The 12975-nt window shown below is 25.1% G+C and carries 19 protein-coding genes and 2 pseudogenes; all 21 read left to right on the forward strand.

Translation table 11 applies throughout. The features are described from left to right. The first annotated feature begins 148 nt into the window (after positions 1-148). The 21 genes and pseudogenes from JNO41_RS03200 to JNO41_RS03300 all read left to right on the forward strand — a co-directional run bounded on the left by JNO41_RS03200 (position 149) and on the right by JNO41_RS03300 (position 12941). Positions 149-1528, forward strand: coding sequence for a 2-hydroxycarboxylate transporter family protein (locus tag JNO41_RS03200; protein WP_121463800.1), 1380 nt, complete (start codon positions 149-151; stop codon positions 1526-1528). Between the two features lie 869 nt (positions 1529-2397). After that, positions 2398-2748, forward strand: a complete 351-nt coding sequence (locus JNO41_RS03205; protein ID WP_121463801.1) for a hypothetical protein — start codon at positions 2398-2400, stop codon at positions 2746-2748. A 167-nt stretch (positions 2749-2915) separates the two neighbouring features. Then, positions 2916-3377, forward strand: a complete 462-nt coding sequence (locus tag JNO41_RS03210; RefSeq protein WP_121463802.1) for a hypothetical protein — start codon at positions 2916-2918, stop codon at positions 3375-3377. 78 nt (positions 3378-3455) lie between these two features. Beyond that, positions 3456-3614: a hypothetical protein gene (locus tag JNO41_RS03215; protein WP_161554967.1), complete on the forward strand. Its 159-nt coding sequence runs from the start codon at positions 3456-3458 to the stop codon at positions 3612-3614. A gap of 19 nt (positions 3615-3633) precedes the next feature. After that, the gene (locus JNO41_RS03220; RefSeq protein ID WP_161554968.1) at positions 3634-3795 is read left to right on the forward strand and encodes a hypothetical protein; all 162 of its coding nucleotides are present in this window, start codon (positions 3634-3636) and stop codon (positions 3793-3795) included. Between the two features lie 248 nt (positions 3796-4043). Continuing rightward, positions 4044-5048 carry an ATP-binding protein gene (locus tag JNO41_RS03225; RefSeq protein WP_121463803.1) on the forward strand — a complete coding sequence of 335 codons (1005 nt, stop codon included), beginning with the start codon at positions 4044-4046 and terminating at the stop codon, positions 5046-5048. A gap of 75 nt (positions 5049-5123) precedes the next feature. Continuing rightward, complete coding sequence (locus JNO41_RS03230) at positions 5124-5261, forward strand: hypothetical protein (RefSeq protein WP_161554969.1); 138 nt, start codon at positions 5124-5126, stop codon at positions 5259-5261. Positions 5262-5877: 616 nt separating this feature from the next. Then, the gene (locus JNO41_RS03235) at positions 5878-6171 is read left to right on the forward strand and encodes a hypothetical protein (RefSeq protein ID WP_121463804.1); all 294 of its coding nucleotides are present in this window, start codon (positions 5878-5880) and stop codon (positions 6169-6171) included. 68 nt (positions 6172-6239) lie between these two features. Continuing rightward, positions 6240-6611 carry a hypothetical protein gene (locus JNO41_RS03240; RefSeq protein WP_121463805.1) on the forward strand — a complete coding sequence of 124 codons (372 nt, stop codon included), beginning with the start codon at positions 6240-6242 and terminating at the stop codon, positions 6609-6611. An 88-nt stretch (positions 6612-6699) separates the two neighbouring features. Further along, positions 6700-6834: a hypothetical protein gene (locus JNO41_RS03245; protein WP_268876788.1), complete on the forward strand. Its 135-nt coding sequence runs from the start codon at positions 6700-6702 to the stop codon at positions 6832-6834. After that, a complete protein-coding gene (locus JNO41_RS03250) occupies positions 6818-7015 on the forward strand; it encodes a hypothetical protein (RefSeq protein ID WP_236628333.1) in 198 nt (65 codons plus the stop codon). Before JNO41_RS03245 ends, JNO41_RS03250 begins: the two co-directional genes overlap by 17 nt. A 93-nt stretch (positions 7016-7108) precedes the next feature. Continuing rightward, positions 7109-7958: pseudogene (locus JNO41_RS03255) on the forward strand (hypothetical protein). After that, positions 7958-8323: an SVM family protein gene (locus JNO41_RS03260; protein WP_121463807.1), complete on the forward strand. Its 366-nt coding sequence runs from the start codon at positions 7958-7960 to the stop codon at positions 8321-8323. Before JNO41_RS03255 ends, JNO41_RS03260 begins: the two are co-directional and overlap by 1 nt. Positions 8324-8516: 193 nt before the next feature. Beyond that, positions 8517-8600 (forward strand): annotated as a pseudogene (locus JNO41_RS03265) (SVM family protein); the annotation flags it as partial. Positions 8601-8603: 3 nt separating this feature from the next. Further along, complete coding sequence (locus JNO41_RS03270) at positions 8604-8894, forward strand: hypothetical protein (RefSeq protein ID WP_432729466.1); 291 nt, start codon at positions 8604-8606, stop codon at positions 8892-8894. Between the two features lie 174 nt (positions 8895-9068). Further along, positions 9069-9437, forward strand: a complete 369-nt coding sequence (locus tag JNO41_RS03275) for an SVM family protein (RefSeq protein WP_121463809.1) — start codon at positions 9069-9071, stop codon at positions 9435-9437. A 231-nt stretch (positions 9438-9668) separates the two neighbouring features. After that, positions 9669-10961 carry a hypothetical protein gene (locus JNO41_RS03280; protein ID WP_121463810.1) on the forward strand — a complete coding sequence of 431 codons (1293 nt, stop codon included), beginning with the start codon at positions 9669-9671 and terminating at the stop codon, positions 10959-10961. A gap of 77 nt (positions 10962-11038) precedes the next feature. Then, the gene (locus JNO41_RS03285) at positions 11039-11245 is read left to right on the forward strand and encodes a hypothetical protein (RefSeq protein ID WP_121463811.1); all 207 of its coding nucleotides are present in this window, start codon (positions 11039-11041) and stop codon (positions 11243-11245) included. 225 nt (positions 11246-11470) lie between these two features. Beyond that, entirely contained in the window at positions 11471-12100 is a 630-nt protein-coding gene (locus tag JNO41_RS03290) for a YqaJ viral recombinase family protein (RefSeq protein WP_121463813.1), read from the forward strand. 75 nt (positions 12101-12175) lie between these two features. Next, positions 12176-12808 carry a dTMP kinase gene (tmk, locus tag JNO41_RS03295; RefSeq protein WP_121463814.1) on the forward strand — a complete coding sequence of 211 codons (633 nt, stop codon included), beginning with the start codon at positions 12176-12178 and terminating at the stop codon, positions 12806-12808. Beyond that, complete coding sequence (locus JNO41_RS03300) at positions 12792-12941, forward strand: hypothetical protein (protein WP_201736601.1); 150 nt, start codon at positions 12792-12794, stop codon at positions 12939-12941. The genes tmk and JNO41_RS03300 overlap by 17 nt, the downstream gene beginning before the upstream one ends. Positions 12942-12975 lie beyond the last annotated feature (34 nt).

Raw genomic sequence — 12975 nt, forward strand, 5'->3', positions numbered from 1 at the left:
AATATTTTGGAATTGAATATAAGAATAAAAATCAAATTGTTTTCAAAAATATTTTGAAATAAAACAGTTTGATTTTTATTTTTTTAGATATTTTTTATAATAAATTAAGTTTCAAAAATGAAAGGTTTTTATATATAATTATTTTATTATGCCGAATGTAAAGAAGAAAATAAAAATTTTTGGTTTATATCCTATTATATTTTTGATATTATTTTTTATTCTTATTTGTAATATTTATTATATTCAATCTTGTCCTGATCTAGAAAGAATAGATATAACTAAACAGTTATGGAATTCTTGTTTAACTTCTTTGTTTTTTATAATGATATTTGGAATTGGCTTGAATTTTATTGGTGACAAAATCCCTTTTTTTAATAAATTAGGTTTAGGTTTTTTACTTTGTATTTTGGTTCCTTCTTTTTTAGTATATAAAAAGATTATATGCAAGGATATACATGATCAATTAAAGTTTTTTATTTTTGAAAAAAAAGGAATTAATTTTGCTAAAATTTTTATTGTTTTCGTTGTGATAGGCAGTATTCTAAATATAGAACGTAATTTATTAAAAAGAGTGATTATAAAATTTATTCCTTTATCTTTGTTAACTGTTTTAGTTTCTTTTCTTATGACAGGGTTGTTAGGTTATCTATTAAACTATAAACCTGACAGTTCAATAACCAAATCTCGTGGGCCTTTTATAGATTCTATTTTTTTTATTTCTGTTCCTTTAACTAATGGAGGGACTAATTTAGGCATTAATAGTTTAGCAGAACCCTCTTATGAAAAATGTTTCGGTATAGGTAAAGAAAAACTTAAAAGTATTTTTTTAGCTCCTCTTATTTTAGCTAGATGTGTAAGTATTTTTTTAGCTGGCGTACTATATTTATTTTTTAATAAAACTAAATATAGTGGTCAAGGTCAGTTAGAAAAACAGAAAACAAATCATATAGTACATAATATTTCTAAAGATGTTTTAGATTATAAAAATATTGGATCTGGGTTATTAATTATTTTAGGGATGTATTCTTTATGTAATATGATTAATCAAATGTTATCTTTTAATAAAACATTTGGTTTAGATACTATGGTATATATTATTTTTTTATCTTTAATAATAAAAATTTTTAATTTGATTTCTGATGAATATCAAAAGTATATAGTGCAAATTGGAAAATTTATGAGCGTTAATTTTACAGCTCCTGCGTTAGTCGCTTTAGGTTTAGATACTGATTTTAATATTTTATTATTAGGTATAACCAATTATCGCATTATATGTATGGTTTTCGTTTCTTTGATGATTGCTATTACTGTTTCTTTTTATTTAGCTTTATTATTGAATTTTAATCCTTTAGAGTCTTCTTTAATATTGGGTATTTCTTCTCATAGTATCGGAAGCACTGGAAATCTCGGAGTTATGTCTATTAGTAATAGAATGTATTTATTACCTTTCGCAATGATAATTACTAGAATTACAGGAATTTTTGTTTTTATTTTTTCTTCTTTTTGTTTTATTAAAATTTATCAATAAAAATAAAAAGATATTTAAATAAATATAATTTTGAATTTAAAAAAATATTTTTTTGTTGTAGTTCAAAAAAATAAAAATTTTATTAATTTAAAAATTTAAAAAACTAACTTATTTATGTTTTTTAATTCTTAATGTATAATGAATTTAATTTTTATTTCTTTTTATTATTGTATTTTCTTAATATATTTTTTCTTCTTTATTTTCTTTTGGTTATTCATTCGTATCGTTATAGGTAAATTAAATAATTTTGATTTTTAAGAGTTTAACTTTTAAAGTTAAGCTCTATTTTTTTACCTAAATTAAGGATATTTTTTATATATGGCACTAAATAAAAAAAATTCGTTTAAAAGGGCGATTATATTTTAGAAGAAAAAAATTTATTAGAACAACATTTAGATCTTAAACAACATAACCCTATTAATTTTTGAAAAACGAACTTATGATTCTGAATGTTTTATTTTTTTGTTTTAAGCTTTTTTATTACTGAATTTTATTTTTAAAATTTATTTCAAATTCTAAAAATATTTAAAAAAATAAGATTTATTCGTGTCAAAAAATTATTCTCAAATTTTTAATTTTTTAATAATACATATAAATAAAAAACTAATTTTTGGTTTTTATAATAAAATAAATTATTAAACTAAAAATATAATTTTTTTTAAGTTTTTAATGAAACTTATTTTTTCATTTTTAATAAAATAAAGGAATTAAGTTAAAAAACTAATTTTTTCATTTGTTTCCCCCTAGCCCAAAATAAACGTAATAATCAAAATTACCACCTAAAATCAAACTCAAAAACTAAAATTTGAGTTTGATTTTTTTTATTGTCAAAACTCGGAAATAAAGGAGAAGAAAAATAAATTGTTAAAATGCAAACACAAAAATTTATATTAAAGGAATGTTTTAAATTATTAAAAACATTTTCAATTTTCAAAATGATATTACATAAACAAGCTAACAACAATTTTAATTTTGAAAATAATACATTTTATCTCAGTTATGATTCCATTTCTGAATGTTATGAACTCTTAGAAGAAATGAAAAAAACAAAAGAAAATTTGCCTTTTGAAATTAAATTCACAGAAAAATTAGAAAGTAAATATGATTATAGATTTAATATGAAAACAAAAAAATTATTATTAAATCAAAATTTGTTCTTAGATATTTACGAAAAATTACAAAAGAAACAAAAATTTTTATCATCTCTTAAAAAATGGTGATATATAAAAAAAGAGTTTTAAAAATAATAGATTATAAATGAACTAGTCATTTTTTATTATTTAAAAAAAAGGAGTTAATAAGTAAATGACTAAAAAAATAATATATAAAGCCGACGGCAAAACAAAGGAGTTAATAAATAAAAAAAATATAGAAAAGAGATTTTAGCATGCTAAATCCATTATCAATTCATAACATTTTAGGAAGTATTATAGGCGTTTTAGTTTTTGCAATTATTTCCCGATTAATAATTTTAATGAAAAATAAAAAAGAAAAAACAAGTTTAAGCGCTTTTCAAGATAACAAAAAGAAAATTAAAAATCACAATTCAGAGATAATTAAAAAAAAAGAAGAAATTCAAATATTAATTAAAAATATTACTTCATTAAATGAAGCCAATAAAGACATCAAAACAAAAATTCTGGAAGAGTTCAACAACAGAGATAACCAAGATATAAAAGAAATCGTAACTAAATATGCAAAAATTACGAATACATCAAAACCTCAAGAAAACAAAGGTAATATAGAATCAAAAGACAATATAGCAAAAGCACAGATTGAAAGCAAAAAAGATTTAACCAATAAAGGCTCTTTAATAGAAAAAATACAAGAAGCACAAAAAAAAGCTTGATACATATTTTAAATATAATAATGAATCCAATAAAGCTAAATATTATTTAGTTTTATTGGATATCGAATGAGGCATTTTATGAAAAACAATAACCAAAAACAAAAAAAATATTTTTATGTAGATTTTGAAGTGACGACAGGCCAATATTTAACATTAAGAATTCCAAAAGACGGGGACGGGAATCAAAATGGGTCGAACAACGATCGAGCAAACAAAAAAACGAATATTAAAAAATAAGATAAATATTACGGCGGATATGTTATTAAAATTGGAATCGTTTATTAAGCAATTAACACCCAACGAGGAAAATGGCGAAATTATAAGAACAGCCACAAAAACCTTATTAGCTATGCAAAAGACGAATATGGCAAAAATTCAAACATCTCATACAATAACAAACAAACGAACTAATTATTAATTCTTTAAAGAAATAAAAATTGGTTATATATTTTAAACCCTCTTAAAGATAGTTAAAAGAGGAAGCAAATCATAATTAAATAATTAAGCCAAGTGAATAATTATTTAATTATTTTTAGGGGTTAATGGTTTTTAGTTAACAATTTAGCTATTAATTCAAACTTCCTCTTATCTTCTTCCATATATGGTTTGCTTTTTGTTTTAACTATCTTTAAAGGGTTAATTTAAAAAAGGATAATAAATTAATTTATGAATAATTACCAAACATTAAAATGTAAAACTGGTGAAGATAATAAACTAGAAACATTAAAATTTAAAATTGGCCAAGATAAAAAACTAGAAAAAATAACTGTTAATAATAAAGAAACCACTGACGCATTAACCAAAAATATCAATCGATACCCACAAGTTGACACGAACGATTTATTTAATAAAATGAAAACAATTGTCAATGAAGACCCAGAAATTAAAGCGTTAAATATCAATATTCCAGATTTTGAAATAATGAAAGTTTATAACTATTTATCAAATAGAAACAAAATTATAGATGGTTGTTATAAACAAATTTTACAAACCAAGCCTTTTATTTCTATTGTTTATAAACAATTTGAAGGAGTTTGGGAAAAACAAGAATTCATAAACTACATTCAAAAAATATATCAATTATTTACACAAAATAATATTTTTTGTTCTCATTTCAGTTTTAATGGTTTTCAATCAAAAATCAAAGACCATGAAAGAGCTGTTACAGAAGCTAAAAATTATTTAATCCATAAAACTAGTAATGCTGATAATCAAAAAAGGCATAAAGGTTTTTATATTCTCGGCGATACACAAACCGGCAAAACTCTATTTTTAAAAAGTTTTACTGATGAATGTTTAAGAAAACAAATATCATGTTTAATGTTAAACATGCAAGACGTCGTAAGACAATTTAAAAATACAGGAGATTCCGAATTATTAAGAATATACGAAAAGAAAATAGAAACATTGAAAACAATCGACGTTTTATTGTTGGATGATTTCGGTTTTCAAATGTCCCCCCTGTTTCGTGATGATGTTTTAATGCTTGTTTTAAATTATCGTTTAGAAAATAATTTATTAACAGGTTTTGCTAGTTCAATGAATTTAGGAGAAATTGCAGAGTTTTTATTTAGTTTTAAAGATTCTGGTAATTTTCCAGCTAAGATTAACAAAATAACAAAACAAATACAAGCGTTAACGCATTCATATTATTTCGGCCCCAAGAAGTAATATTTAAATAAATCTTCTAAGGAGGATAACAAATGAAAACAAAAACAACAAAACAAAAAAAAGGAATTATTAAATATGAGTCAATTAGTATTTAGCGTTAATTTAGGAGTAACTGGTGGCATCGGAGGGCGTTCATGGGAAAATCTCAAATTAGATTATTATATTAAGGAGTTATTCTTTATGTTGTGCCAAAAATCCCAACCTCTACCATAAACATTAATAACTACCTTAAAAACTGTGTTTGATGATTTTAATACGAAGGGACGTAATATGAGTGATTGGTGGAAACCTATTCCTTTTAAATATAATTTGCCCTCGATAACTGCTGTTTTTATTTCAATCCTCTTACACATGAGTTTAGAAAATACATCACGGACACTGTCTATGAATGTTATCGAGAAATGATACACCTTAATAGCACAAGAAAAACGTTCTATTTTGAAGAGGCTAACAGCTTAAATAATTAAAATATATTAATACATGGACCTAGGCACGTCCATTCAAAAACTGTTATAAGAGAGGGATTTAAACTGAAAAACTTTTTAACTAATTTTTTAATATCAGCGCCCATTATGAATCACTTAATGGAGTATATTTCGTTTGTTTTTAGCTTAACAATAACTATTATTTTGTTAGTTATGGGAATGATAGTGGTTTTTTTCAGTTTTGTTATTTGTTTGTATATTATAGGTTTTTTTATAATAGCATCACTCAAATTAACAAAAAAAATATTTCAACATGTTAAAAACATAACCAAAAAACATAAGAATAAGTAAGAAGAACCGTCAGAGGTTAAAATTTTAAAATAAAAAAATAAGGAGGCTTACTAATGGCTACATCGCTTAAAAATATTAAATTTATAACAGTATTTCATGTTTTTCTGTATACAATTATTGTCGTTTTTCTTTTCACTTATACAAAAAACGAAATTCTTACAAAAAAGAATTACCCTTGGACAACAGAAACGCAATTACACAAAAATAATACAGTTGCATATTTAAACATTCAACGTAATATCGCTGATGCAAACTTAAAAATTGCTACTACTGATGCAGATAAAGCAGCTATTCAAAAATCAATAGACGTCATCACTAAACAAATAGACACTCTAATTGACAAATAAAAACATCTAAATAGATGTTTTTATTTACATGTTTTTTTAAAAAAGAAAAGAATAGGAGGAAGTAATGAATGTTAACAGAAGTTATTATTAAATCAAGAAGAAATAGAATGACTTTAATAAAAAAATTTTTACAAGAAAATTGCGATTATGACGGCCAAGTTATTTTATATAAACCAAGTTATAATCATAGACCAGATGGTAATTTAAGATGGACTATCAAAGATGCACCTAAAAACGTTTATGCAGTATATATAACAACTGGCGAACGTATAGGGAACGATGATATGTATACATTGGATCAATTAAAAAATGATAGTAAAGATACAGAAGGTTTTGTTTTTATATCTAAACCGACGTCTCATAAATCATCTTCAAATAAAAAAATAAAAAAACCGAGAAAAAAAGCAAAACCAAAGAAAAAAACTTTTGGTTTCTTTTAAGCAAAATAAAAAAAATAAGAAGATGTAAAAAAATAAATTATTCATTTGTTTTTTTAATTTTCTTATTTTTTTTAGAAAAGGAAAATATATGAATACTTTTAATATTATTTTAGGACCTAACGCAACTCCAAAAGATGTAGAAACTTATTTATTCAACAAATTTGGCATAACTAAAAAAGTTGTTTTAGGTTGTTATAACAGCTCTTATGCCGATTTTAGATAATGACGGATTATATAATAAAAAAAGCGATTTAGAAGAAGAATTAGAAACTAAAACAGAAAACGTGAATGAATTAAAACACCAATTAAAACAAAAAAATCCAAGTTATGCTCGCGCTCAACAACGCATTCAAGCTAGACGAGTTGGTAAAATCCCTGAAATGGTTATGATTCCAAATAATTAAAATTTATTTTTTTAAAACATTTAAAAAATAAAGTTGTATAATAGTGATAAGCGATATATTTTTATCACTATTATCAGGAAAGGTAAATAAGTTATGAAACAACCCAACTTTTTTCAAAAACATTTAGTAACTATTATTATCATTTTACTTTTTGGAATAGCAATTATCATAGGCATTCACCAAGGATTTAATGATTATCAAAACAAAAAAAATTCTTTTTCTCCTTTAGGACAAACTCCAGAAAAAGATTCCTTAGAACCTGAAACCACCCCAACTCCTTCCAGATCTAAACGCTCTACGGAAAAACCACCCCAACCGAAAATTAAAACCACTGCTGCTCGTTTAGAACAAATTAAAACTTATCTTTTTACCGAACCTACTGACACTTCTAAATTACCATCAGATCTATCAGCAAGAGAACAAGAAGAAATCAATAAACTAAAAAATAGTTGGCAATTATCATTGAATTTATTAAAAGAAGAAAAAGATGCCATTAGCAAAGAACAAAAAACATGTGACGAACACCAATCTCACTTAAATTCTATTCAACTTCAAATAGAAAATTTAAAACAACCACAACAACAACTAGAACACCAACGCGACGAAAAAAACCAAGAACTTAATAGATTAAAAATTAATAGAAAACAAAACGAAGCTGAAATCAAAAAACTTCAAGATGAAGTGCAAGAAATAGTTGAAAAAAATCGGCAAAATAAAAGTTAACATTAATAAATTAAAAGCAAGGCAAAAATATTATCAAGATATGTTATCTAGCGCTGAAAACTACAAAAGAATTTTAGAAGAAAGATATGAAGATGCAGAAACAGTATATAGAAATTCAATCTTACAATCCCTCAACTCTCTCTATGAAATCACCTCAACTGATCTCTCTATGAAATCACCTCAACTGAGGGATAAAAAAATTAAAGGAGTTATAAATTAATGTTTAAATTAAAAAAACAATTATACTTATTTAAAATAGTTTTATTCATTTGTTTAGGATTATTATTTGTTATTAACAACAATAATAATCAAGTTATGGCGATGGAAAATAGTAAAACTATACAAGAACAAAAGGAAGAAAGAATAAGAAAAAATCACGAATTAGTTCAAAATAAAATCATTATTATAAACGAAAATCTTGAAAAAAGAGAACAATTAGAAAAACAAATAGAAGAATTAAAATCACAACCAAAAAACAAAAAAACAAATAAAGAAATAGCCAATTTGGAGAAAGAGATTATAAATTGTACACACTTTATTGGTTTTCATAGAAATCAAATTAAAATGATAAGAAGATATGGTTGATTATAAGCTAATTTAATAGAAAATAAACTTGAAGGTACCCGAAGGGTTAAAAACAAGGTTTATTTGAAGGATTGAATAGAGATTATTTACAAGAAACCAAATCAACCCCCTTATTATCCTCCCTCAACTCCCTCTATGAAATCACACCAATTGAGGGATAAAAAAATTAAAGGAGTTATAAATTAATGTTTAAATTAAAAAACAATTATACTTATTTAAAATAGTTTTATTCGTTTTTTTAGGATTTTTATTTGTTATAAATAACAATAATTATCAAATTATGGCGATGGATGATAATAGTTCTTCATCACAAAATAATAATTACATTTTAAATAATTCTTGTGATTTTTTTTTAGAAACGCAATCAGTTTTTATTAATGAACGAAATTGGCAACTCGCTGGAGAATGGAAAAAAGTAGTTTTAGAGATGCAAAATATGAATAAAAATATCAATCCAGAATTATATCAAAAGTTATTTGCCTTATCGATGAAATTGGGTTCATTAATTCAAATTACAGAACAACAAGGAAAATTAATTTATGAATTAAAAGAAATTAGAAAAAAATTATAACCTCAATAAACATGAGACAAAATCCACAAGATTTATTAAAACAAGAAGAAGAAAAACACGTTAAATTCCATGACTTAGATAAACAATTTTTTTCAATTAAATAAATATTATAAATAATAATTTTGCAAAAAAAAGCAATTAGAAGAATAAATAAATAAGGAGTTATAAGTTAAAATGATGCAAATAAAAAATAAATTACATCTTTTACCATTATTTTTAATGAGTTTTTTAGGATTATTCGCTTTCATCAATATTAATCCAGTTATGGCAACGGATCCAAAACTTCCAGAAACTAGTAGCAGGCAACCTGTTAATCAGAACTTTACTATTGAAGAAAACATAATTAATTTAAAACAGAAAATTTATGATAATGCAACCAAAATAACAAACATAGATAAAGAATTACAAGGAAGTATCACTGATAATCAAAAAGAAAATCTCTTAAAATTAAAAGAAAATTACAAACAATTAATTGATAATCAAAAAGAACAATTAAAAACTTATAAAAACCTTTTAAACAATTTAAATGATGAAAATAACTAAAAATATTATCAACATAAAAATTATCTTTTTTATAAAAAAACCCCTTTCCAAAAGGGGTTTTTTTATTTAACCATACTTACTCATCCAAATAACAAGACTTCTTTAAACAAGAGTCTTTTTTTTATCCCTTTTTACCATTTGTCAGGCAAAAAAAAATTAAAAAAGAATTAGGAGGTTATTAAATAATGTCTAAAGTAATTAAAATTCCCTGTATCTAAAAAATTAATAATTATGTTATTAATTATTAATTTCAATTTTGTCCTTTCCATCAATGCTCATTCTTCTTTTTTTCATAATCAAAACGAAACCAAAATTAAATTAGCGGATTACCAAACCCTCCAACAAGAATGGTTAACCTTCCAACCTAAAATGAAAAGGTATGATATCAGCGTTTTATCCAAAGAAAGTATCCCTGAAATCCTAAAATATTTCAACATTGAATTTGATGAACGTGATTTACCAGAACCTGCCTACAATGATTATGCCGAAGGTTACTTCTGGTGGTTCCTAAAAGATCCTCCTTCAGGACTATTGGGTGTCTATTTTAAACCCCGCTCTAATCCCTTTAATATTAAATATCCTGCTGCAGACAAAAAACACACCTTAGAAGACCTTTTAAAATACGAAATCGCTATCGAAGAAGCTTTCGTATTTTGGGATGCTCAACAAAAAACTCAGGAAGAAAAGTGCAATGTGCAATTAATCAACATCAATCTCTTTGTTGATCAAAGTAAAGAAGAAGCGATTAATAATTACTTAATCCAACAGAAAATCATCCAAAAACCCAAACTAATTAAATTAGGTTGTTATAACCCCACTCCTAACACTGGTTTGGTTGTTCCTTTCCCTTTAGGTGGATTTCTAAGTTTTGAATTTGAGGCTATTTATTTCGATGATGGAATTCGCCTCCTCCCCCAACTAACTTATACCATTGAAGATTTGCTGAAATTATCAAATGGTGCTAAAAATGTTTATCTTTTCACTTTTAGCACCCAAAAAAGAATTAAAAGCATCGAATTACCTGATGCTATTGATCCTTACCAAGCCATTCGAACATGGAAAAGAGATAATAATTTATTTGATTATGAAGGTGAATTTATACGCCAAACTGATAGCATGAAAGTGGTATTGTCAGCATCTCCAAATAGAAAAGAGACTATATCGTGTGAACTTCTCCAACTTAAAAATATTTTTGAAACCGAAAAGGAAAAATTTATTATTTCTTGTAAAGATGAAAAAGTAAAATTGCGTATTTTCAATAATTATAGTTCTGAATATATTAATTGGTTAAGGCAATGTTATATTAAACCTGGCATTTATTATACAGGCGACGAAGTCCGAGATAAATTTGGACGTTTTTGCAAAACCATTTATGATGAAAATGGTAACACCCATTATTATCAATATGTTTCGGGATTTTTCTTTGATAATTGGTATATTGACGGCAATGAATGCGCTCGCACATATTACCATTTTTTAGATACTACACCACCACCCAAAAAACCAGATATCCTCGATTCTTAATTAAAATATCATCCAAAGACCCTTCACAAGGATCTTTTTTATTACCCAATACTTAAAAAAGAAAGGAACCATTAAATATGTTCATTAAAAAAATATTACCATCTTTATCCATTAACATCATTATCTCTATTTTATTAACACCTTTAATTTTTATTAATTATTTAATCAAATTCTATCTTTTTACTTACCAATTAAGCATCCAAAGATTAAAGAAAGGTATCGTAGTTAGATTTTATCAATATCTAACCACTATTAAAACTAATAATCATGTGGAACCGCATTAATACTTGGTTAACAAAATTAAATAATTGGTTTGTTGCTATAAGTAATTGTTTTTTTAATAATCAAAACCAATGGCTTAATTTAGTTTTATTAACCATTATTTTATTATTTTTACCTCATCTCTTATGTTTAATTGATTTTCTTTTTAAATTTTTACATTATATAATTAAATTTATTTATTATTTAGGCCAATATATCATCTCATTATTTAAGAAAGAAAAATAACCATGCAAATCACATTATCCCAACGCACCAAAGAATGGTACCAACATCGAAAAAAATATATTAACGCTTCCGAAATCGGCAGTATCACAGGTAATGATAAATTCCGTTCTTTAGAACAATTAGTCCATGACAAACTCTTTGACACTACTTTCACAAGCAACAAATACACCGAACACGGAAATAAAACCGAACCAATCGCTCGCGCTTTCTTTGAAAAAACAACTCAATTAACTTATCCTGATACCATCTTTACGGATGACAAAGAAAAAATTTTTTCTGCCTCACTTGATGATTATAATGCTAAAACCAACACTCTCTTAGAAATTAAATGTCCTTATGTGGATGAAAACAATAACATCTCCTCCACTTGGAATGGCTTCTTTTTCCACCAAGAAGTCCCTATTAACTACTGGGCTCAAGTTCAATGTCAATTATATTGCAGTCAAACTAAATTTGCTTATTTTTTAGTTTATTTTAATGATAATGATTATCATGTAGTTAGAATTTACTTAGATAATAATTTTATTACCAAAATGATTCAAGATAGCAAACGATATTTAGAACTTTTATCAAAAACTAAACAAGAATTATCACAAACAACTTATTTAAAACGATTAAGTAAATTTAAATAATAATTAAAAAACCCTAAGACCTTCAAATCGAAGGTCTTTTTTTATACCCAAAATCTAAATTAAAAGGAGAAAAAAATGAAATTAATAGTTTTTGAAGGCTTAGATGGCAGTGGTAAAACAACTTTAATTCAAAAAATTAGAAAACAATTAGAAAAACAAGGTCAAGAAGTAATTACTCTACAAGGGTTAGGAAGTTCCTCCATCGGCCAACCTCTTCGTGATATCTTTTTAACTAATGCCCAATTAAAACCATTAACTCGCTATTTATTGAGTTTTGCTAATATGCAACAAATCCAAGAAGAGGAAATAAAACCACATTTAGAAACTAATAAAATCATTTTAATAGATAGATGGTTAGGTTCTAACTTTGCCTATCAAGCTTATCCTCGCAACATTGATAAAAATTATCAGCTTTTTAATTTACTTAATAAACAATTTATTAAACCAGATATGACTGTTTATCTCAAAATCAAACCACAATTAGGTTTAGAACGCAAACAAAACCAAAAAGATCATAAATTAGACGTCATAGAAACTCATCCTTTATCATACTTTCGCCAAGTAAGCCAAGGATATGAATTATTCTTAGAAATAAAAAACCTCGGCCACAAATTAATCTTAAAAGAGATGAATAGCAAAACAACATTAACTAACCAAAATCAAATAATCAAACAAATAGGAGCACTATCAAATGGCGATCATAACTAAAAAAATCTGCCAAAATGGCAATACTTACATCTATTTTTCTAATGGAAAAATCAAAACCATTCATAAAGATGGCATCATTACCTGGAAAACAAAAAGAATTTTTAAAACTAAAAAAACCAACAAAAGACCTTAATTTAAAGGTTTTTTTATTTAAAGAAAGGAATATC

The organism is 'Prunus avium' virescence phytoplasma (assembly GCF_050916135.1).
GTDB lineage: Bacteria > Bacillota_I > Bacilli_A > Acholeplasmatales > Acholeplasmataceae > Phytoplasma > Phytoplasma ziziphi.

Bases quoted from the DNA above. Each gene is read 5' to 3' on its own strand.
- JNO41_RS03210 (WP_121463802.1), top strand. From the start codon at position 2,916: ATGCTAAATCCATTATCAATTCATAACATTTTAGGAAGTATTATAGGC.
- JNO41_RS03260 (WP_121463807.1), top strand. From the start codon at position 7,958: ATGTTTAAATTAAAAAAACAATTATACTTATTTAAAATAGTTTTATTC.
- JNO41_RS03230 (WP_161554969.1), top strand. From the start codon at position 5,124: ATGAGTCAATTAGTATTTAGCGTTAATTTAGGAGTAACTGGTGGCATC.
- JNO41_RS03270 (WP_432729466.1), top strand. From the start codon at position 8,604: ATGGCGATGGATGATAATAGTTCTTCATCACAAAATAATAATTACATT.
- JNO41_RS03200 (WP_121463800.1), top strand. From the start codon at position 149: ATGCCGAATGTAAAGAAGAAAATAAAAATTTTTGGTTTATATCCTATT.
- tmk (WP_121463814.1), top strand. From the start codon at position 12,176: ATGAAATTAATAGTTTTTGAAGGCTTAGATGGCAGTGGTAAAACAACT.
- JNO41_RS03205 (WP_121463801.1), top strand. From the start codon at position 2,398: ATGCAAACACAAAAATTTATATTAAAGGAATGTTTTAAATTATTAAAA.
- JNO41_RS03220 (WP_161554968.1), top strand. From the start codon at position 3,634: ATGTTATTAAAATTGGAATCGTTTATTAAGCAATTAACACCCAACGAG.
- JNO41_RS03300 (WP_201736601.1), top strand. From the start codon at position 12,792: ATGGCGATCATAACTAAAAAAATCTGCCAAAATGGCAATACTTACATC.
- JNO41_RS03240 (WP_121463805.1), top strand. From the start codon at position 6,240: ATGTTAACAGAAGTTATTATTAAATCAAGAAGAAATAGAATGACTTTA.
- JNO41_RS03215 (WP_161554967.1), top strand. From the start codon at position 3,456: ATGAAAAACAATAACCAAAAACAAAAAAAATATTTTTATGTAGATTTT.
- JNO41_RS03280 (WP_121463810.1), top strand. From the start codon at position 9,669: ATGTTATTAATTATTAATTTCAATTTTGTCCTTTCCATCAATGCTCAT.
- JNO41_RS03245 (WP_268876788.1), top strand. From the start codon at position 6,700: ATGAATACTTTTAATATTATTTTAGGACCTAACGCAACTCCAAAAGAT.
- JNO41_RS03250 (WP_236628333.1), top strand. From the start codon at position 6,818: ATGCCGATTTTAGATAATGACGGATTATATAATAAAAAAAGCGATTTA.
- JNO41_RS03275 (WP_121463809.1), top strand. From the start codon at position 9,069: ATGATGCAAATAAAAAATAAATTACATCTTTTACCATTATTTTTAATG.
- JNO41_RS03290 (WP_121463813.1), top strand. From the start codon at position 11,471: ATGCAAATCACATTATCCCAACGCACCAAAGAATGGTACCAACATCGA.
- JNO41_RS03225 (WP_121463803.1), top strand. From the start codon at position 4,044: ATGAATAATTACCAAACATTAAAATGTAAAACTGGTGAAGATAATAAA.
- JNO41_RS03235 (WP_121463804.1), top strand. From the start codon at position 5,878: ATGGCTACATCGCTTAAAAATATTAAATTTATAACAGTATTTCATGTT.
- JNO41_RS03285 (WP_121463811.1), top strand. From the start codon at position 11,039: ATGTTCATTAAAAAAATATTACCATCTTTATCCATTAACATCATTATC.